The sequence below is a fragment of the Flavobacterium psychraquaticum genome, assembly GCF_034497725.1.
GTDB lineage: Bacteria > Bacteroidota > Bacteroidia > Flavobacteriales > Flavobacteriaceae > Flavobacterium > Flavobacterium psychraquaticum.
Genome location: NZ_JAXKVR010000022.1, coordinates 39,922 through 57,917, shown reverse-complemented (window position 1 = coordinate 57,917; position 17,996 = coordinate 39,922). Strand labels below are relative to the sequence as shown.

At 32.4% G+C, this 17,996-nt stretch carries 19 protein-coding genes; 12 read left to right on the top strand and 7 right to left on the bottom strand.

Annotation, left to right across the window (positions count from 1 at the left end; all coding sequences use genetic code 11):
• Nucleotides 1–17: 17 nt before the first annotated feature.
• The 3 genes from T1L09_RS02455 to T1L09_RS02445 are packed head-to-tail and all read left to right on the top strand — an operon-like array spanning nucleotide 18 to nucleotide 2,340.
• Nucleotides 18–1,391, top strand: a complete 1,374-nt coding sequence (locus T1L09_RS02455) for a DNA recombination protein RmuC (RefSeq protein WP_322549355.1) — start codon at nucleotides 18–20, stop codon at nucleotides 1,389–1,391.
• A gap of 11 nt (nucleotides 1,392–1,402) precedes the next feature.
• Entirely contained in the window at nucleotides 1,403–1,780 is a 378-nt protein-coding gene (locus T1L09_RS02450; RefSeq protein ID WP_322549354.1) for a 6-phosphogluconate dehydrogenase, read from the top strand.
• Nucleotides 1,780–2,340, top strand: coding sequence for an acyl-CoA thioesterase (locus T1L09_RS02445; RefSeq protein ID WP_322549353.1), 561 nt, complete (start codon nucleotides 1,780–1,782; stop codon nucleotides 2,338–2,340). The genes T1L09_RS02450 and T1L09_RS02445 overlap by 1 nt, the downstream gene beginning before the upstream one ends.
• A gap of 72 nt (nucleotides 2,341–2,412) precedes the next feature.
• On the opposite strand, the gene T1L09_RS02440 is transcribed toward T1L09_RS02445, so the two are convergent.
• From T1L09_RS02440 to T1L09_RS02420, 5 genes are all read right to left on the bottom strand, one after another.
• Complete coding sequence (locus T1L09_RS02440) at nucleotides 2,413–2,985, bottom strand: hypothetical protein (RefSeq protein WP_322549352.1); 573 nt, start codon at nucleotides 2,983–2,985, stop codon at nucleotides 2,413–2,415.
• A 168-nt stretch (nucleotides 2,986–3,153) separates the two neighbouring features.
• Nucleotides 3,154–6,510: a preprotein translocase subunit SecA gene (secA, locus tag T1L09_RS02435; RefSeq protein WP_322549351.1), complete on the bottom strand. Its 3,357-nt coding sequence runs from the start codon at nucleotides 6,508–6,510 to the stop codon at nucleotides 3,154–3,156.
• A gap of 86 nt (nucleotides 6,511–6,596) precedes the next feature.
• Nucleotides 6,597–6,818, bottom strand: coding sequence for a DUF2795 domain-containing protein (locus tag T1L09_RS02430; protein ID WP_264549321.1), 222 nt, complete (start codon nucleotides 6,816–6,818; stop codon nucleotides 6,597–6,599).
• 179 nt (nucleotides 6,819–6,997) lie between these two features.
• Nucleotides 6,998–7,567 (bottom strand): cob(I)yrinic acid a,c-diamide adenosyltransferase, encoded by a 570-nt coding sequence (locus tag T1L09_RS02425; protein WP_322549349.1) that lies wholly within the window; start codon nucleotides 7,565–7,567, stop codon nucleotides 6,998–7,000.
• 107 nt (nucleotides 7,568–7,674) lie between these two features.
• Nucleotides 7,675–8,550 carry a PPK2 family polyphosphate kinase gene (locus T1L09_RS02420; RefSeq protein ID WP_322549348.1) on the bottom strand — a complete coding sequence of 292 codons (876 nt, stop codon included), beginning with the start codon at nucleotides 8,548–8,550 and terminating at the stop codon, nucleotides 7,675–7,677.
• Nucleotides 8,551–8,632: 82 nt separating this feature from the next.
• Between T1L09_RS02420 and T1L09_RS02415 the strand changes: the two genes are divergently transcribed.
• From T1L09_RS02415 to T1L09_RS02390, 6 genes are all read left to right on the top strand, one after another.
• Nucleotides 8,633–9,454 (top strand): DUF6929 family protein, encoded by an 822-nt coding sequence (locus T1L09_RS02415; protein ID WP_322549347.1) that lies wholly within the window; start codon nucleotides 8,633–8,635, stop codon nucleotides 9,452–9,454.
• Between the two features lie 61 nt (nucleotides 9,455–9,515).
• The gene (locus T1L09_RS02410) at nucleotides 9,516–10,046 is read left to right on the top strand and encodes an RNA polymerase sigma factor (protein WP_322549346.1); all 531 of its coding nucleotides are present in this window, start codon (nucleotides 9,516–9,518) and stop codon (nucleotides 10,044–10,046) included.
• 2 nt (nucleotides 10,047–10,048) lie between these two features.
• Nucleotides 10,049–10,927, top strand: a complete 879-nt coding sequence (locus T1L09_RS02405) for a hypothetical protein (RefSeq protein WP_322549345.1) — start codon at nucleotides 10,049–10,051, stop codon at nucleotides 10,925–10,927.
• Complete coding sequence (locus T1L09_RS02400) at nucleotides 10,927–11,268, top strand: FEKKY domain-containing protein (RefSeq protein ID WP_322549343.1); 342 nt, start codon at nucleotides 10,927–10,929, stop codon at nucleotides 11,266–11,268. Before T1L09_RS02405 ends, T1L09_RS02400 begins: the two co-directional genes overlap by 1 nt.
• Before the next feature lie 13 nt (nucleotides 11,269–11,281).
• Nucleotides 11,282–11,983: an SIMPL domain-containing protein gene (locus T1L09_RS02395; RefSeq protein WP_322549342.1), complete on the top strand. Its 702-nt coding sequence runs from the start codon at nucleotides 11,282–11,284 to the stop codon at nucleotides 11,981–11,983.
• Between the two features lie 46 nt (nucleotides 11,984–12,029).
• Entirely contained in the window at nucleotides 12,030–12,677 is a 648-nt protein-coding gene (locus tag T1L09_RS02390) for a hypothetical protein (protein WP_322549341.1), read from the top strand.
• 78 nt (nucleotides 12,678–12,755) lie between these two features.
• Here the strand turns inward: T1L09_RS02390 and T1L09_RS02385 are convergent, their stop codons facing one another.
• A complete protein-coding gene (locus tag T1L09_RS02385; protein WP_322549340.1) occupies nucleotides 12,756–14,387 on the bottom strand; it encodes an ABC-F family ATP-binding cassette domain-containing protein in 1,632 nt (543 codons plus the stop codon).
• Between the two features lie 225 nt (nucleotides 14,388–14,612).
• Here T1L09_RS02385 and T1L09_RS02380 point away from each other — a divergent pair, with 225 nt between their 5' ends.
• Together T1L09_RS02380 and T1L09_RS02375 are read left to right on the top strand one after the other, a co-directional pair.
• Nucleotides 14,613–15,278 carry a hypothetical protein gene (locus T1L09_RS02380; RefSeq protein WP_322549339.1) on the top strand — a complete coding sequence of 222 codons (666 nt, stop codon included), beginning with the start codon at nucleotides 14,613–14,615 and terminating at the stop codon, nucleotides 15,276–15,278.
• 39 nt (nucleotides 15,279–15,317) lie between these two features.
• Entirely contained in the window at nucleotides 15,318–16,625 is a 1,308-nt protein-coding gene (locus T1L09_RS02375) for a DNA cytosine methyltransferase (RefSeq protein WP_322549338.1), read from the top strand.
• A gap of 65 nt (nucleotides 16,626–16,690) precedes the next feature.
• Here the strand turns inward: T1L09_RS02375 and T1L09_RS02370 are convergent, their stop codons facing one another.
• Nucleotides 16,691–16,909, bottom strand: a complete 219-nt coding sequence (locus T1L09_RS02370; protein WP_322549337.1) for a DUF2007 domain-containing protein — start codon at nucleotides 16,907–16,909, stop codon at nucleotides 16,691–16,693.
• 323 nt (nucleotides 16,910–17,232) lie between these two features.
• Here T1L09_RS02370 and T1L09_RS02365 point away from each other — a divergent pair, with 323 nt between their 5' ends.
• Nucleotides 17,233–17,958, top strand: a complete 726-nt coding sequence (locus T1L09_RS02365) for a DsbA family oxidoreductase (RefSeq protein ID WP_322549336.1) — start codon at nucleotides 17,233–17,235, stop codon at nucleotides 17,956–17,958.
• The last annotated feature ends 38 nt before the right edge of the window (nucleotides 17,959–17,996 follow it).

The following is a 17,996-nucleotide window of genomic DNA, read 5'->3' as shown; positions in this document are numbered from 1 at the left end:
AATTCCAAAATAAGCCTATGTCACCAACCATCATTACATTATTCGCCTTTATTATTGCCTTAGGAATAGGAATTTTCTTGGGTAAACTCTTAGCCAAAACACAAGCTCAATCCGATAAATCCGGTTTGGAAGAACGTAGTAATGGTTTATTAAATCAGATAGAACAATTAAAAATTCAATTTCAAAACGAACGTAATTCGCTAGATAAACAAATTGCCCAATTGGTCTTGGAGAAAGAAAATATTCAAAAAGAAAAGGAAAGTTTTGCGATTCAATTGGCGAAAAAAGAAAATGATTTTGAAAATCTTTGGGAAAGAAATAAAGAGCAAAAGCAAGAAGTGGAACAACTGCAAGAAAAGTTTACCAAAGAATTCGAGAATTTAGCCAACAAAATTCTGGAAGAAAAAACAGTCAAATTTACAGAACAAAATAAGGAAAATATAAAGAATATTCTAACACCTTTGCAAGATAGAATTCAGCTTTTTGAAAAGAAGGTCGAAGACACGCACAAGGAAAGTATCGATTATCACGCTGCATTACGCCAACAAATTTTGGGACTTCGCGATATGAACGAACAAATGAGTAGAGAAACCATCAATCTTACTAAAGCCTTAAAAGGCGATAGTAAAATGCAAGGAAACTGGGGCGAATTGGTTTTAGAACGTGTTTTAGAAAAATCGGGATTAGAAAAAGACAGGGAATATTTTGTACAACAAAGTCACACCACAGAAGATGGAAATCGTGTTTTTCCAGACGTAATCATCAATCTTCCGGATGGAAAGAAAATGGTTATTGACTCAAAAGTGACGCTTACGGCTTATGAACGTTATATTAATGAAGAAGATGAAGCTTTGAAATCGGTATATTTAAAAGAACATATTCTTTCGATAAATCGTCACGTGGAGCAATTAGGAAGTAAAAACTATCACGATTTATATCATATGGAAAGTCCAGATTTTGTGTTGCTTTTCATTCCTATTGAGCCCGCATTTGCGATTGCTTTGAACCAAGACACCACTTTATATAACAAAGCTTTTGAGAAAAATATTGTGATTGTGACGCCTTCTACCCTTTTGGCCACTTTGCGAACAATTGATAGTATGTGGACGAATCAAAAGCAACAAGAAAATGCTATTGAGATTGCTCGTCAAGCCGGAGCGTTGTACGATAAATTTGAAGGTTTTGTACAAGATTTATTAAGAATTGGCAAGAAAATGGACGAAGCCAAGGTAGAATACCAAGGTGCTATGAATAAATTAGTGGACGGAAAAGGAAATTTAATTACTAGTGTTGAAAAATTGAAAAAAATGGGAGCTAAAGCTAAAAAAGCACTTCCGGAAGCGGTTTTAAAAAGAGCAGAAAACAATACAGATGAAGTTTTAATCGAATAAATAAGAAAAAAATGAATACGTTCAAGAAAATTTTAGTGTACGGAATATTGCTAATAACCTTAAGTGCAGTTGGTTATACTTTGTTTATTTATAATTTCACACTAAGCGACGGAATTAAAAGTGGTATTTTAACTAAATTTGGAAACCGAGGTATCGTTTTTAAAACTTGGGAAGGCGAATTAAACGAAGGTTTTGGTGCAAGTAGATTCTTTCCGTTTTCTGTAGAAGGAGATGAACTAGAAGTCATAGAAGATCTAAAAAAATATCAGGGTCAATATGTAAAATTAGAGTATAAAGAACGGATGAAAACGTTACCTTGGTGGGGTGAAACTAATTTCTATATCATAAAGGTAATCCCAGAACAATCACCAAATATGAATATTAAATAATGGAAACAGCAAATACGGTTTCAGCTTCAAAAATCACCTTATCTGAGTTAATGTTGCCTTCACATTCTAATTTTAGTGGCAAAATTCACGGTGGTTATTTATTGCAATTGATGGATCAGATTGCCTTTGCATGTGCTTCAAAATATTCGGGTTCTTATTGCGTAACCGCTTCCGTTGATACTGTAGATTTTTTAAATCCAGTTGAAATTGGTGAGTTAATTACTCTAAAAGCATCTGTAAATTATGTGGGAAACACTTCGATGGTTGTAGGTATTCGTGTAACTTCTGAACATATTCAAACCGGCATCAAAAAACATTGCAATTCGAGTTATTTCACTATGGTAGCCAAAGATCATAAAGGTAGAAATGTAACAGTTCCAAAATTAATTTTATCTACTATTGATGAACTTAGACGCTTTTATGACAGTGTAAACAGACTAGAAAACAAAAGAAAATATAAAGAAATTGAACACAATTTTGATTTTCAATCAAATGAAGCTATAGCAAGTTTAAACTCTTTTAATGTAGTGATTGCTGAAAAACTTAAAGAAATTCTATAAAAATCCCCAACTACTTTCGAAGTGAGGATTATATTTAAAATAAGATCTTAATATATTAGATTTCAAATCAAATTAAAAACCTAATTCTTTTTGAATCTTAGCACTAAAAATCATAGGAAACAAAACATTATCTCTGTCAATAGTAAGGAATTTCCATTTGTTTTTAGTTACATCATCAGCAATACCAACCATAATTGACTGCGATTCTACTCGAAATGAATTTGTAGCTTTATCAAATGTCATCGTATCTGCTTTCATTATACTTTTAAAAGTATCAACCATTTCATTAACATCTTGCACGGGCGTTTTAAATGTCATTGTGTAAACATTTTTATGCTTAATTACACAAAATGTCTTATCTTCTATCTTCGTAATTTTACCAACATTAAATTCCGGATCTATTTCAACATATTTTATACTATATTGTTCATTTTCTAATACTTCAGGAAGCATCTGTTTCATTTCATCTTTTGAAGTAATTTCAAAAAGTTTAGGATAAGTAGTTTCAAAAATAGTATTAAAATCCATTTTAACTGCAGCTTTATATGAAAGTAAAGCTTCAGATTTCAAGCTTTGCATGTCTTGAGAAAAACCATTAACAACTTGCAAAGCAAAAATTGCGCAAAAAATAATTTTTGATTTCATTTCATTTTTTTTTAGATTGTCAAATATAAAAAACATAACCATATAAACCACTATAATCAAGTTAATTTTAAATAAGTGAAAAGATAACATCTCAAAGATAGCCATAAGTAAAAAAAATCCTCAATTACATAAGCAATTGAGGATTTTTATATTTTTTTATTCTATTATCTAGTCATTTACTAAAACCCATTCACCAGAAATTAACATACTTTCTGCTTTTTTGAATTTCATTGTTTCACTTTTTCCACTCATAACATGTTTGATAGTTACGGTGTCATTACGATTGATTTTTGGAGCATCTCTAGTTATTGTCTCTGTAACGGGAGGTCTGTTACTTACACTTTCACCCGCTTGTCTTGCTTCGTTTGCTAAATCATCACTATCCACATCTTCCTTATACTCTGTATAGTCTTCTTTTTGACGCACTTGTTTAGCCTCTTGAATGTCTGATGGATTTTGAGAAGGTAAATCACCTTTAAATAAGAATGAAATTACTTCTTTATTCACATTATCAATCATTTTCTTAAACAATTTAAACGCTTCAAATTTATAGATTAACAAAGGATCTTTTTGCTCATGCACTGCTAATTGAACGGATTGTTTCAATTCATCCATTTTGCGTAAATGCTTTTTCCAAGCTTCATCAACAATTGCCAATGTGATGTTTTTCTCAAAATCAGCTACTAAAGATTTCCCTTGTGAAGCATATGCTTTTTCTAAATCAGTAACAACATTCAACGATTTAATTCCGTCTGTAAAAGGAACAATTATTCGTAAATATTGCCCATTATTGTTTTCGTACACATTTTTAATAATTGGAAAAGCTTCTGCTGCGCTTCTTTCGATTTTATTCGTATAATGGTCTAAAACAGCTTTGTAAGTTTTTCCTGTGATATCTCTTTCTGAAAGTTTTCCAAATTCAGCTTCAGTTATTGGAGCACTAATCGAAAAATAACGAATTAATTCAAATTCAAAATTCTTATAATCACCAACAGCTTTATTTTCCTGAACTACAATTTCACAAGTATCGTACATCATGTTCGCGATATCCACTTTCAAACGCTCACCATGTAAAGCGTGACGTCTTCTTTTGTAAACTACTTCACGTTGCGCATTCATAACGTCGTCATATTCTAACAAACGCTTACGAACACCAAAGTTATTTTCTTCTACTTTTTTCTGAGCTCTTTCAATCGATTTAGTCATCATAGAATGCTGAATTACTTCACCTTCTTTCAAACCAATTTTATCCATTACTTTCGCTACTCTTTCTGATCCGAATAAACGCATCAAATTATCTTCCAATGAAACGTAGAATTGTGAACTCCCGACATCTCCTTGACGACCTGCACGACCACGCAACTGGCGGTCAACACGACGAGAATCATGTCGTTCTGTTCCGATAATAGCTAATCCACCTGCTTTTTTAACCTCAGCGGATAATTTAATATCGGTACCACGACCTGCCATGTTTGTTGCAATTGTTACTACACCAGGATTTCCTGCTTCAGCTACAATTTCGGCTTCACTTTTATGCATTTTAGCATTCAAAACGTTGTGTTGAATTCCTCTAATTTTTAACATTCGGCTTAACAATTCAGATATTTCAACCGAAGTTGTTCCAATTAACACCGGACGACCTGAATTTGATAATTGCACAACATCTTCAATAACAGCGTTAAATTTCTCACGAACCGTTCTGTAGATTAAATCTTCTTTATCTTTACGAGCCATTGGTCGGTTAGTAGGAATTTCCACAACATCTAATTTGTAGATTTCCCATAACTCACCTGCTTCTGTAGAAGCTGTTCCCGTCATACCAGCTAATTTGCTGTACATACGGAAATAATTCTGTAAAGTAACGGTTGCAAATGTTTGAGTAGCTGCTTCAATTTTTACATTTTCTTTCGCTTCAATCGCTTGGTGTAAACCGTCTGAATAACGACGACCATCCATAATACGACCCGTTTGTTCATCAACAATCATAACTTTATTATCCATGATAACATATTCGGTATCTTTTTCAAATAAAGCATAAGCTTTTAACAACTGCGTCAACGTATGAATACGTTCAGATTTTATAGAGAAGTCTTTAAATAATTCTTCTTTACGCTCTGCTTCCTCTTCCGTAGAAAGATTTGCTTTTTCAATATTAGCGATTTCGGTTCCGATATCGGGTAATACGAAAAATTGTGCGTCAGTATCTTGTGATAAATATTGAATTCCGTTATCCGTTAATTCAACTTGATTGTTTTTTTCTTCGATAACAAAGTACAATGCGATGTCAATTTTCGGCATCTCTCTATTGTTATCTTGCATGTGTGCATTTTCAGTTTTTTGGAGTAACTGTTTCACACCTTCTTCAGACAAGAACTTAATTAATGCTTTACTTTTTGGCAAGGCACGGTAAGAACGCAATAAATAAAAACCAGCTTCCTTAGTATTTCCTTCTTTAAAGAGACGTTTTGCTTCGGTTAAACAATCCGTTGCTAATTTACGTTGCAAGTTAATTAAGTTTTCAACTTTAGGTTTTAACTCATTAAATTCATGACGATCACCTTGCGGAACTGGTCCAGAAATGATCAATGGCGTTCTAGCATCATCAACTAATACTGAATCGACCTCATCGACAATTGCGAAGTTATGTTTACGTTGCACCAAATCTTCTGGAGCATGTGCCATATTATCACGAAGATAATCGAAACCAAATTCGTTATTTGTTCCGTAAGTGATATCAGCTTCATACGCTTTTCTTCTTTCTGGCGAGTTTGGTTGATGATTGTCTATACAATCCACCATCATTCCGTGAAATTCGAATAAAGGCGCTTTCCACATGCTATCACGTTTTGCTAAATAGTCATTCACTGTTACTAAATGTACACCGTTTCCAGTTAAAGCATTTAAATATAAAGGTAATGTCGCTACTAATGTTTTTCCTTCACCCGTTTGCATCTCGGCAATTTTACCTTGATGCAACACAACGCCACCGATTAACTGAACGTCATAGTGAATCATATCCCAAGTGATTGCTTTACCGGCTGCATTCCATGAATTTGCCCAAACCGCGTTGTCTCCTTCAATGGTAATGTATGATTTTGTTGCTGATAATTCTCTGTCTTTTGGACTTGCCGTAACAGTGATTGCAGTATTTTCTTTGAAACGACGCGCTGTTTCTTTTACTACAGCAAAAGCTTCTGGTAAAATTTCATTCAATACTTTTTCAGAAATTTCGTACGCTTCTTTTTCAATGGTATCAATTTCAGCGTAAATATCTTCACGAGCATCAATATCTTGAGTGGCTTCTGCGTCTTTCTTCAAAGCAGCTATTTTCTCGTCTTTATCAGCACGAGCTTCTTTAATTTTTAATTTAAATTCAGCCGTTTTAGCACGCAATTCATCATTTGACAACGCTTGTAAAACACTCTCAAATGATTTTATTTTTATTACTAAAGGCTGAATGGCTTTCACATCTTTCTGAGATTTATCTCCTACGAAAGCCTTCAATATGGAATTTACGATGCTCATAATTTTATTTTTCTAGTTTGTTTGCTAATAAAACCACAAAAAAAGTCTCACTGAAGAGACTTTAATTCTGTTGGTTTTATTTATTTCTAATATTCATCCTCATTCCAAAGATAATCTTCGTCTGTAGGATAATCAGGCCAAATCTCTTCCATTAATTCATAAATTTCACCTTCGTCTTCAATAGACTGTAAGTTTTCCACTACTTCTAACGGAGCTCCTGTTCTGATTGCGTAGTCGATAAGTTCGTCTTTAGTCGCAGGCCAAGGCGCATCACTTAAATAGGATGCTAATTCTAATGTCCAATACATCTTTTTACCGATTTAAAGTTTATGCAAAAATAAATTTATTACTTAATAATACAAGTTTATTTTTACTTATTTTTTATTATTTTCAAGAACGTTTATTTTTGTGTTGAAAATTGGTGTTTTATTTTATTATTTAATTCCATAAAATATCCAAAACCATCCACTAAACTGACAAGTAGATGTTATTTCCTAGGTATCCATTGTACCTCATCAGCGTTCAGATCGTGCGACAATTTTCGTGCCAAGACGAATAGATAGTCAGAAAGTCGGTTTAAATATTTAATCACCATCTCATCTGTGGGTTCTATGTCATTTAAATGCACTGCCAAACGCTCTGCTCTTCTGCAAACACATCTTGCAATATGACAATATGACACAGTTTGATGTCCGCCAGGCAACACAAAATGCGTCATTGGTGGCAATGCTTCTTCCATCCTATCAATTTGATTTTCTAAAAACTCGATATCCGATTCAATAATGCCTAAATTTTGCAAACGCGGTTGACCGTTTTTTAATGTTTCCTTTTCTGGAGGAGTTGCTAAAATAGCGCCTACAGTAAAAAGACGGTCCTGAACTTCAACTAATACTTGTTTATAAACGTGATTGATATCTTGGTCACGAACTAATCCAATATGCGAATTTAACTCGTCAACCGTTCCATAACTTTCAATTCTAATATTATGTTTAGAAACACGAGTTCCTCCAAATAAGGCAGTTGTTCCGGTATCTCCCGTTTTAGTATATACTTTCATTATTTATATTTTATTGATTTTATTTTATAATTTTTCAACTGCTCTCAAAACTGCAAGCTTTGTGTTTCCTTTTTTTTATTTTGAAATTGTTATTGAACTTGTCATTGCTACTCCTTCAACTGATCTCGATAAAAATCAATATTTGCTTTCACTTTAGGATCTAGTTCAGGTTCGGTAATGTCTGTTAGTGCTTTTAAAGCTTCCCAAATAATTTTTGCAACAATATAGCGTGCAACTCCTTTGTCGTCTGATGGAATGATATACCAAGGTGCAAAAGGGGTAGCCGTTTTATTAATTGCTTCTTCATAATACCTCATGTAATCATCCCACCTTTCTCGCTCTTTTATATCACCTACACTAAATTTCCAATTATCTTCCGCATTATTCAAGCGTTTCATTAATCGTTTTCCCTGCTCTTCTTTGCTCATGTGAAAGTAAAACTTCAAAATAGTAGTTCCATTTTGAGCAATATGCTTTTCGAAATTCACAATTTGTTCCATTCGATTTTCCCAAAACTGGGGCGTAATGTCTTCCACATTTTCAATACCGGGTAAATTTTCAAATAAAATATATTCTGGATGTACTCGGGTTACCAAAACATTTTCATAGTGGGTCCGATTGAATACTGCAAATTTTCCTTTTTCGGGTAAAGCCAAATAATGACGCCACAAATAATCATGTTCTAATTCGGTTGAATTTGGCGTTTTAAAACTATGCACTACGACACCTCTGGGATTAAATTCTTTAAAAACTTCACGAATTAAGCTGTCTTTTCCACTAGTATCCATTCCTTGCAAGCAAATCAAAAATGCATGCCGATTGTGCGCGTACATTGCATCTTGTTTTTCTGAAAGTTTTTTTTGAATTTTATCTAATGCTTCAACTTCATCCTTTTTATCGGTGTCTAAATATAATTCTGTGGCAAAATCGGCTAATTTAATTGCTCCTTTCACTCTAAAATCTTCGATATTTATATTTTCCATTAGATTTCACTTCTTAATTAGGGTAAAAATACTACTTTTAAAAATTATATGCACTTAAAGCAAAGATAAACATTAGTAAAAAATGGAAAATTTCACACTTACACAACTTTTAACAATTAAAGGCATTAGTGCTGCTTCAGGCCTATTATTTTCACAAAACGTACTCTTCATAATTTCAGATTCGAGTAGTTATTTGTATCAATATGATATCGAAAAGAGTCTTTTATTAAAATTTCCATTGGTAAAAGAACCTGCTGAAAATATTCGAAAACAAGATAAATTTGATTTAGAAAGTATTACCCGAAATGGCAATCAACTTTTGCTGCTAGGTTCTGGTTCCACGGCCAAAAGAACTACGCTGTTTAGCTTAAATTTAAGTAATGATGTCCTTAAAACACAAGACTTACAACCTTTGTATCAGAAATTAAAAACCGTTAGCGAATTAACCGACGCTCAATTTAACATCGAAGGCGCCATTTATGCCAACGAAACTATGGTTTTATTCCAACGAGGCAATTCAAAAGACAGTCAAAACGGAATTTTTCTGATTCCTAATAATCAAAAAGATAACATCCGTTTTATACCGGTAATCCTTCCTACTTTAGACGGAATTGAAACTACTTTTACCGATGCGATTTTGGTAAATGATACCATTTATTTTTTGGCTTGCGCCGAAAACACCGCATCTACTTATGAAGATGGAGAAGTTTTAGGTAGTATTTTAGGCATAATGCACGCTCCTACTTTTGAAATTATCGCTATTAAACTATTATCAGATCATCAAAAGTTTGAAGGCATAACCTTATATAAGAATAAGGATGAAGAAATCGAATTTTTATTGTGCGAAGATAATGATACCGAATCCAATGAATCTATCATTTATAAATTGACTTTAAAAAAATAATTCACTTCCCTCCCAACCTTTTCTTCACTTTTCTACTCTATATAAAAAAGCAAGTTTACCAATGGACGTAAAACAAATACAAGGCTGTAGAAAACAACACCGCGAAGCACAACGCTTGGTGTATGAAACTATGGCGCCAAAACTCTATCGTTTGTGTAAGCGGTATTTAAAAAAAGAGGAAGAAATAGAAGAAGTATTAGCCGATGCGTTTTATACTATTTTCACCAAAATTGAACAACTAAAAGAAGATTTGGCTTTTGAAGCTTGGGCTCGAAAAATAACGGTTAATAATTGCTTGTTGCAGTTAAAAAAGAACCTCAACTTTAATCTTTATTTGGAAGATATAAGTTATTCTTCTCAGCCTTTAGCCGATGAAGTAACCGATTTAGAAGAAGAAGATTTACTGAATTTACTAAATTACATTCCGCAAGGATGCCAAACAATTTTTAATTTATTTGTGATCGAAGGGTATTCACACAAAGAAATAGCTGAAAAATTAGGCATTAGTGAAGGTACTTCAAAATCACAATTGAATGCTGCGAAAAGTAAATTAAAAGAATTGGTACGAACTTTTTATCAAAAAGCAAAATAGTCATGGGAACCGAAGAAAAATTATACAAAAAAATACAACAAGCGGCACAAAATGCAGCGCAAAAAGATTTTCCAGGAATGGAAAATATTTGGGCTCGTGTTGAAAACAAACTAGAAACACAAACCTTGCAACAAGAAAAACATTTGTGGAAGAAAATTGCTGTAGCGGCTTCAATTGTTTTAGTAGGAACGTTAGCATTTTTATTGCTTCAACCTAAAGAAAACATAATTGTTCTAGAAAATACTATTACCGCAATTGATACTACTAAAAATGAAATTCCAACTCCTGAATCGGCAAATGGTTTTGCAACTACAAATCCAGTTATTAAAAAAGACGCCAAAGAAATTTTACAGCAACAAATTGTAATTCAAAACAATATTGTAATCAACGATACTATTAATTATAGTTCGAGAAAAGAAGTAACTATTCATACTCCAATGATGCTGGAGGAAGTTCAGGCAAAAACAAGTTTCGCGCCGGAATTGAGAAATGATGCTAGTAATGCTGCTTTTTTAAGCAACCAAGGTTATGCTGCAAAAGGAAAAGCTTATTCTATCACTACTGTTTCGGCAGAGGATATCTCCCAAGAACCTATTAAAGAAATGATGAATAATGATTTTGTAATTATTAGAGGACAAATTTCTCAAGAAAGTGCAAACGGGAATGAACCTTTGATTGTTTTAAATAATCATCTTGTAACTAAAGCAATTTTGAATGATATTGATCCGAATAGCATTGCATCAGTAACAGTTTTAAAAAATCAAGCAGCAATTTCCTTATATGGTGAAAAAGGAAAAAATGGCGCAATTGTTTTAACAACGAAAAACATTTCAAAACGGGAATTAAAAAAACTATATAAAACCTATAAAACTAAGAAATAATGAATTTTAAGCTACTTATTATTGTTTTCTTCTTGTCTTTTTCAGTTCTTGCTCAAGAACGAAAACAAACTGACACAATTACAATCGAAATCAATTCTAAAACAAAAACTATTTATGTTTTAGGCGGAATTGCTTCGGTAATGACAAAAGAAGACTTGGCTTTTGCGAAAAAATACAACCTGAAATTTTACGATTTTGGCTGTTTAGCTCCCGTTAATTTTGAATTTTATGAAGCTAAAAATAATTTAGTTTTTGAATTTTTAAATGATAATTATGGCGAAATTTGGCAGAAAGACATAAAACCAAATGTAATGGGTTTTGAGAAATGGAATAAATTATAATAAATAAAAAGATATGAAACAATTTACACAAGTAGTGATTCTATTTATAGGACTAATAACATTTAGCCAAGAGAAAAATTTTATTGACAAACCTTATATCGAAGTAGACGGAAAAGCGGATACATTAGTTATTCCAAACCGAATACACTTGGAAGTTTTAATAACTGAAAAAGATACTAAAGGCAAAAAATCAGTGGAAGATTTAGAAAGTGAAATGTTTATTAAACTAAGAGAAATTGGTGTTGATGTAAACAAAAATGTTTATATGAAAGATATGGCAAGTAATTTTAAAAAATATTTCTTAAAAGCAACTGACATCCAAAAATCTAAATCTTATTCTCTTCTGGTTTACGATGCCACCGAAACTATGAAAGTTTTTATAGGATTAGAAGAGCTTGGTATTTCAAATGTAACTATTGAAAAAACCGAACATTCTGAATTCAACAAAATTCAATTAGCGATAAATTCAAAAGCTATGGAAAACGCAAAGAAAATGGCAGAAAGTTATTTAAATCCATTAAATCAAAAAGTTGGAAAAGCTATTTTTATTGGAAGATTAAATAATCTTAATGCGTTACAAGGAAGAGTTTCAGGAATCCGAGTTAGAGGCGCTTCAACCTTAAATGACAGTAAAATTAAAGGTTATATTTCGCCTATTGAATTTGAAAAAATTTCCATTACTAGTGAAATTGGTGTCCGTTTTTCAATTGATTAAAAAGATTTAATTGGCACAAAAATTGTTAATTATTCCTAAAAAAAATATGCGTAATATTTTATTCTTAGTGGCTTGTTTATTAATCTCTTGTAAAAAAGAACGTCAAAATCAACAAGAGATTAAAACCGTTAATAGTATAAAGGTCAGCAATGATACTATTATTCCAAATTATCTAAAACTTCCTTTAGAAAAAAAGTGGACTGACAGCATTATAAATCTTCCTTACGAATTAAAAGAAAATGAAATTAGTGTTGTGATTGGAATTAGCTACGGTTGGTTAGCATTTGATGAGAAAAACCACTATGTCTATTCAAATGATAGTATTGTAAAGCATTTCAAAGAAAAAATTCCAAAATCGTACCTGAAAAAAAATAAGGAAAAGTACAGTTTTAAAGAAGTTGAGATGAAATTCGATTTAAAATCAAGGCTGATTACTAATTTATATGCAAAAGAAACATTGTCTTTTTTAAATTATGACCAAGAGAACTTTAGGTTCAAATCCAACAATTTTATGCTTTGTACGCCTACTGATCAGAATACTTATTCTATTAATTTCATTCAAAATAATAAGATCAAATCATACTGGTATTATGCACCAAAATATGCTCTTGCAAAATGTAAAGATGAAAATATCAATAAAAAAATGCTGGAACAATTCATTATGTTATTAGAAAATTATGACATAAAATTATAATTCTATTTCTTTTTAAGAAGGATACAAAATAAGCTCCAAAAGGAGCTTATTTTAATGAATACAATATTCTAAAATCTACTATTTCTCTATTTCTTTCAGCGATTCCATTTTCTTGTGCGCCAAGAATCCTTTGATATCTTCAAAATGTTCTATTACACGTTTGTGACCAAATTCAAAAACTTTTTCAGCCAAACCATCTAAGAAATCACGGTCATGCGATACTAAAATCAAAGTACCGTCAAAATCTTTCAAAGCATCTTTAATAATGTCTTTGGTTTTCATGTCTAAGTGATTCGTAGGCTCATCCAGAATCAAAACGTTTACAGGTTCTAACAACAATTTAATCATAGCCAAACGCGTTTTTTCTCCTCCAGAAAGTACTTTTACTTTCTTTTGAATATCGTCGCCCTTGAACATAAAAGCGCCTAATAAATCTTTAATTTTCGTACGCACATCGCCCACAGCAATTTGATCAATCGTTTCAAAAATTGTCATATCGCCATCTAATAATGACGCTTGGTTTTGAGCAAAATAACCAATTTGTGCGTTGTGCCCAACTTCTAGCTTTCCTTCAAAATCAATTTCACCCATAATTGCTTTAATCATGGTTGATTTCCCTTCACCGTTTTTTCCAACCAAAGCTACTTTCTGACCACGTTCAATAACCATATTTGCATTATCGAACACTACGTGATTTCCATATTTCTTAGTCAAACCTTCAACAATTACGGGATATTGCCCAGAACGTGGCGAAGGTGGGAATTTTAATTTCAAGGCAGAAGTATCTACTTCATCTACTTCAATAGGAATAATTTTTTCCAACATTTTCACACGCGATTGCACCGATTCTGTTTTTGAAAATGTTCCTCTAAAACGATCAATAAACGCCTGATTATCTGCAATAAATTTCTGCTGTTCGTCAAATGCTTTCTGTTGATGGACTCGTCTGTCTTTTCGCAATTCTAAATATTCAGAATATACAGCTTTGTAATCATAGATTCTTCCCATCGTAACTTCAATTGTACGATTTGTGATGTTATCAACAAATGTTTTATCGTGAGAAATTACCATAACTGCTTTCGCTTGATTGATTAAGAAGTCTTCTAACCATTGAATACTTTCGATATCCATATGATTTGTAGGCTCATCTAACAGAATTAAATCGGGTTTTTTTAATAAGATTTTTGCTAATTCAATTCGCATTCTCCAACCGCCGGAAAACTCAGAAGTATTTCGAGTAAAATCTTCACGCTCAAAACCTAATCCTTTTAATACCTTTTCAACTTCCGATTCGTAATTTACTTCTTCAATTGAATAAAATTTTTCCGATAATTCAGAAACACGTTCAATTAATTTCATATAAGCATCACTTTCATAATCCGTTCGAATCGTTAATTGCTCATTGATTTCGTCAATTTCCTTCTTCATATCCAACACTTCTGCAAACGCTTTTGATGCTTCTTCCATAACGGTGCAATCATCAGAAGTTAGCAAATGTTGTGGCAAATAGGCGATTACAGCATCACTCGGCGCAGATATTACACCACGAGTAGGCTTAGTTAAACCCGAAACAATTTTTAAAAGTGTCGATTTTCCGGCACCATTTTTACCCACTAAGGCAATTTTATCATTTTCATTAATGGCAAAAGTTACTTCACTAAAAAGTGTTGTTCCACCAAATTCAACTGCAACGTCGTTTACTGTAATCATAATGTGAGTATAAAATTTTAAGGGTTAAAAGTTCAAAAGGGTTCCTTAAATTTTTGAAGATGCAAAGATAACTTAATTTAGAAAAGTTACGCTTCTATGTGAAAAAAAAGACTATTCTTTTGGAAGTCATAACAATCAGAAATTATTTTGTCTATATTTGAGTATGCATTTTTGATTTTTTTCAGCCTAATAATTCACAAAATCGTATCGCAAAAGCTGCCTTCTATGACACCAACTGAATTTCAACAATTGAGCAAAGATTTACAATCATTGGTAAAAATCATTCCATTGAATTGGGGTGCAGTCCAAAACGATAGCACTGATTGTCAAATAAATATGTTTAAAATCGATACGTTTTCAGAATTGGAACAACAAATAGCATCACTGACAGAAGCTTCGAAAAGTTATTTTAGAAGGCGGTGGTTTCTGTGGAAAAATGCACAATGTGATGAATATTTATTTTGTTTGAATAAAAATGTAATACAAAATCCAAACGCTAAAGATCAATCGTATGACCTTGAATTCAACGCGAATTCCCAACTTCGATTTGATGTAAAAGGAACCATAATTCCTCGAGGTTTCAGAAATAAAACTGAAGCTGTTGTAAAAGATCCGACAGAAATGATTCAATTTTTCTATGACAATCAAAGTGTTGGAGTTCGAAATAAGAACCAAAACAGATTATTCCTTGTCCACCATTCCTTCAAAAATCAGGAAAGAGAAATGCCATTACGATGCAATTGGGATTTTAAGAAAGAAGTTTATGAAAAATATGCTGAAAAAATAACTTCAAATGCAAATTTCATCAGCTATAAAGAGGTGAAGTCTGATGTTATATTTCTCTTTGAAAATGAAGATAACAGTTTTACATCCAATTTTTTTGCAGTATAAAATTTGAATAGTATCTTGCACCATGTAAACTAGACAAATATGGACATCGCATCAGAAAAACATTCCTTCTATTCTATTTCAGATATTTCAGAAAAACTAAACCTATCCCAAAAAACCATTAGAAGACATATTGCTAGTGGAAAATTAAAAGCTTTAAAAATTGGAGCTTCTTATCGAATTCCGAATGATGCTGTAGAAGATTTTATAAATGCCATTACTGAAGATAATGAAACAACTACATCGTTTGATGTTTTTGGAAAAAAAATCACAATTGACGGTTCAACAAAAGCTAAGAAAGGAAAATCAGTTAATTACAAAAGCAATCCAAATGACGTAATAAATTGGATAGAAATTATTGAAGAGTGGGAAAATCCAAAGCAATCAGAATTAACATTTGTTGATTTATTTTCAGGCGCTGGTGGAATAACCAAGGGATTTGAAATGGCCGGTTTAAACGGAATTTGTGGTTTAGATTGGTTTGAAGCCGCAGGAAAAACATACAGAAGAAACTTCAATCATCCTTTTGTAGCGGGTGATATTAAATTAGAAAGTAAAAAAATAGAATTTTATGCTACCGTAAAAAACCAATTAAACGGCCGCAAATTAAATTTAGTTGCAGGTGGCTTTCCTTGTCAAGGGTTTAGTATGGCAGGAAACCGAATTGTTGAAGACCCACGAAATTCATTATACAAAGACTTGTTGGAAATTGTAATTAACTTAAATCCGGAATTTGTAGTATGTGAAAATGTTGTAGGATTACGTTCAATGCTACAAGGAAAAGTTGAAGAAATGATCTTGGCCGATTTTAAACAGGCGGGTTATGAAATGAACGTAACTGTTTTGCGTGCTGCCGATTATGGAGTACCGCAAAAAAGAGATCGTGTTATTTTTATTGGCAATCGAATTAATAAAAAGAATTATCATCCAAAACCATTTCTTACACCAGAACATTATGTTACTACTGGTGAAGCTATCAAAGATTTAATGGATAGAGATGACGATATTGGCTTTAATCACGTTAAAACCAAACATAGGCCTGACATGGCCGAACGTATGATGGCGCTTGAAGAAGGCAAAAGTCTATACAAAGGATATTCTGATTCTTGGAAAAAATGTCCGTGGAACGAAGCATCGTGCACCATTAAAGAAAATCATGGTGGCGTAAACATTCATCCAAAATTACCTCGCGTTTTAACCGCTAGAGAAATGGCGAGAATTCAGTCCTTTCCAGATGATTTTATTTTCGAAGGTCCAAAAAACAAACAATTAGTTCAATTAGGAAATGCCGTTCCACCGTTATTATCAAAAGCAATTGGACTTGCTATAAGAAAATCATATAATTTGTAAGAAACTAAATAAATTAGAAGGATAAAAAGAAGAGTCTTGATTAATTTCAAGACTCTTCTTTTTGTTTACAAACTCATTCTAAATTCTTCTAAAATGGGATTTACTCTCGCGTAGTGTTTTTCATCTATAAACAATTCCACCGCTAAATCAGTATTACCAAAACCAGCCAAACGGGCGGATTGTAAGTTGTCTTTTTTAATAACATCAACTCCTATTGCTTCAATTTTAACTTTTAATCCATTGGCTAAAATTTCACTTCCCGAATAAATCTTCATTACTCCCATAGCTTTTATTTTTTCATCCTTTTTAAGGAAAATCGTTTAGTTCTATTTTACTTGTAAAAATTGACGAATCGCCAAAAACAAGCTGTCACAAATTTAATGAAAATCTTTTAAATTTCAAGGTTAAAGTCGCTAAACATAAGAACAAAATAAAACAGCAACGATTTGGAATACCAAAATTTAGTATATATTTCGTAAATTGCATCCTATAATTTATATCAATTATTTATGCTTTAAAACAGTCATAAATAAAACAAGAGATCAGTAACTTTAAAAAATTACTATTTTAATGACACAAAATATAATTAATAAAAAATCAGACAGTAATGGAAAATAAAATGAAAATTGAAATTTGGAGTGATGTAATGTGTCCGTTCTGCTATATCGGGAAGCGCAATTTTGAAACCGCTTTAGAACAATTTGAAAATAGTAAACATATTGAAGTAATTTGGAAAAGTTTTCAATTGGATCCCGAAATGTCACAAGTCGCTAAAGAAAATTATGTAGATTATTTGGTACACCGCAAAGGAATGAGTGTAGAACAAGTAAAAGGAATGTTAGCGAATGTAACCGAATCTGCTAAACAAGTAGGTTTATCGTATAATTTAGACAAGTCCGTGTTGGTTAATTCTTTAAATGCGCATAAGTTATTGCAGTTTTCCAATACAAAAGGTTTGGGAAATGACTTAGAAGAACGGTTATTTAGTGCTTTTTTTACAGAAGGAAAAAACATTGCCGATTTAGCAACTTTAACACAATTAGGAAAAGAAATTGGGTTGGATGAAACCGAACTTCAAACAGCTTTTTCAGATGATTCTTATGCTTATATGGTTACACAAGATATTGCTGAAGGCCGTCATATTGGGGTTCAAGGGGTTCCATTTTTCGTATTGGATAGAAAATATGGTGTTTCAGGAGCACAACCGCCCGCAGTATTTTTAGAAAATTTAGAAGCAGCTTTTAAAGAATGGCGCGAACTAAATCCCGAAAGTAAATTAAAAATGGCATCAAATGGTCCAAGTTGTACTCCAGACGGAATTTGTGAAGAGTAGCATATTTCTTGCTTGTTCAGAATTAAAAATAGAAACTC

Excerpts from the sequence above, each read along its gene's own strand:
- T1L09_RS02365 (WP_322549336.1), top strand. The coding sequence starts at position 17,233 with ATGGAAAATAAAATGAAAATTGAAATTTGGAGTGATGTAATGTGTCCG.
- T1L09_RS02420 (WP_322549348.1), bottom strand. The coding sequence starts at position 8,550 with ATGGAAAATATAAATATCGAAGATTTTAGAGTGAAAGGAGCAATTAAA.
- T1L09_RS02370 (WP_322549337.1), bottom strand. The coding sequence starts at position 16,909 with ATGGGAGTAATGAAGATTTATTCGGGAAGTGAAATTTTAGCCAATGGA.
- T1L09_RS02455 (WP_322549355.1), top strand. The coding sequence starts at position 18 with ATGTCACCAACCATCATTACATTATTCGCCTTTATTATTGCCTTAGGA.
- T1L09_RS02425 (WP_322549349.1), bottom strand. The coding sequence starts at position 7,567 with ATGAAAGTATATACTAAAACGGGAGATACCGGAACAACTGCCTTATTT.
- T1L09_RS02400 (WP_322549343.1), top strand. The coding sequence starts at position 10,927 with ATGAATTTTAAGCTACTTATTATTGTTTTCTTCTTGTCTTTTTCAGTT.
- T1L09_RS02375 (WP_322549338.1), top strand. The coding sequence starts at position 15,318 with ATGGACATCGCATCAGAAAAACATTCCTTCTATTCTATTTCAGATATT.
- T1L09_RS02395 (WP_322549342.1), top strand. The coding sequence starts at position 11,282 with ATGAAACAATTTACACAAGTAGTGATTCTATTTATAGGACTAATAACA.
- T1L09_RS02410 (WP_322549346.1), top strand. The coding sequence starts at position 9,516 with ATGGACGTAAAACAAATACAAGGCTGTAGAAAACAACACCGCGAAGCA.
- T1L09_RS02380 (WP_322549339.1), top strand. The coding sequence starts at position 14,613 with ATGACACCAACTGAATTTCAACAATTGAGCAAAGATTTACAATCATTG.
- T1L09_RS02445 (WP_322549353.1), top strand. The coding sequence starts at position 1,780 with ATGGAAACAGCAAATACGGTTTCAGCTTCAAAAATCACCTTATCTGAG.
- T1L09_RS02390 (WP_322549341.1), top strand. The coding sequence starts at position 12,030 with ATGCGTAATATTTTATTCTTAGTGGCTTGTTTATTAATCTCTTGTAAA.
- secA (WP_322549351.1), bottom strand. The coding sequence starts at position 6,510 with ATGAGCATCGTAAATTCCATATTGAAGGCTTTCGTAGGAGATAAATCT.
- T1L09_RS02385 (WP_322549340.1), bottom strand. The coding sequence starts at position 14,387 with ATGATTACAGTAAACGACGTTGCAGTTGAATTTGGTGGAACAACACTT.
- T1L09_RS02440 (WP_322549352.1), bottom strand. The coding sequence starts at position 2,985 with ATGAAATCAAAAATTATTTTTTGCGCAATTTTTGCTTTGCAAGTTGTT.
- T1L09_RS02450 (WP_322549354.1), top strand. The coding sequence starts at position 1,403 with ATGAATACGTTCAAGAAAATTTTAGTGTACGGAATATTGCTAATAACC.
- T1L09_RS02430 (WP_264549321.1), bottom strand. The coding sequence starts at position 6,818 with ATGTATTGGACATTAGAATTAGCATCCTATTTAAGTGATGCGCCTTGG.
- T1L09_RS02415 (WP_322549347.1), top strand. The coding sequence starts at position 8,633 with ATGGAAAATTTCACACTTACACAACTTTTAACAATTAAAGGCATTAGT.
- T1L09_RS02405 (WP_322549345.1), top strand. The coding sequence starts at position 10,049 with ATGGGAACCGAAGAAAAATTATACAAAAAAATACAACAAGCGGCACAA.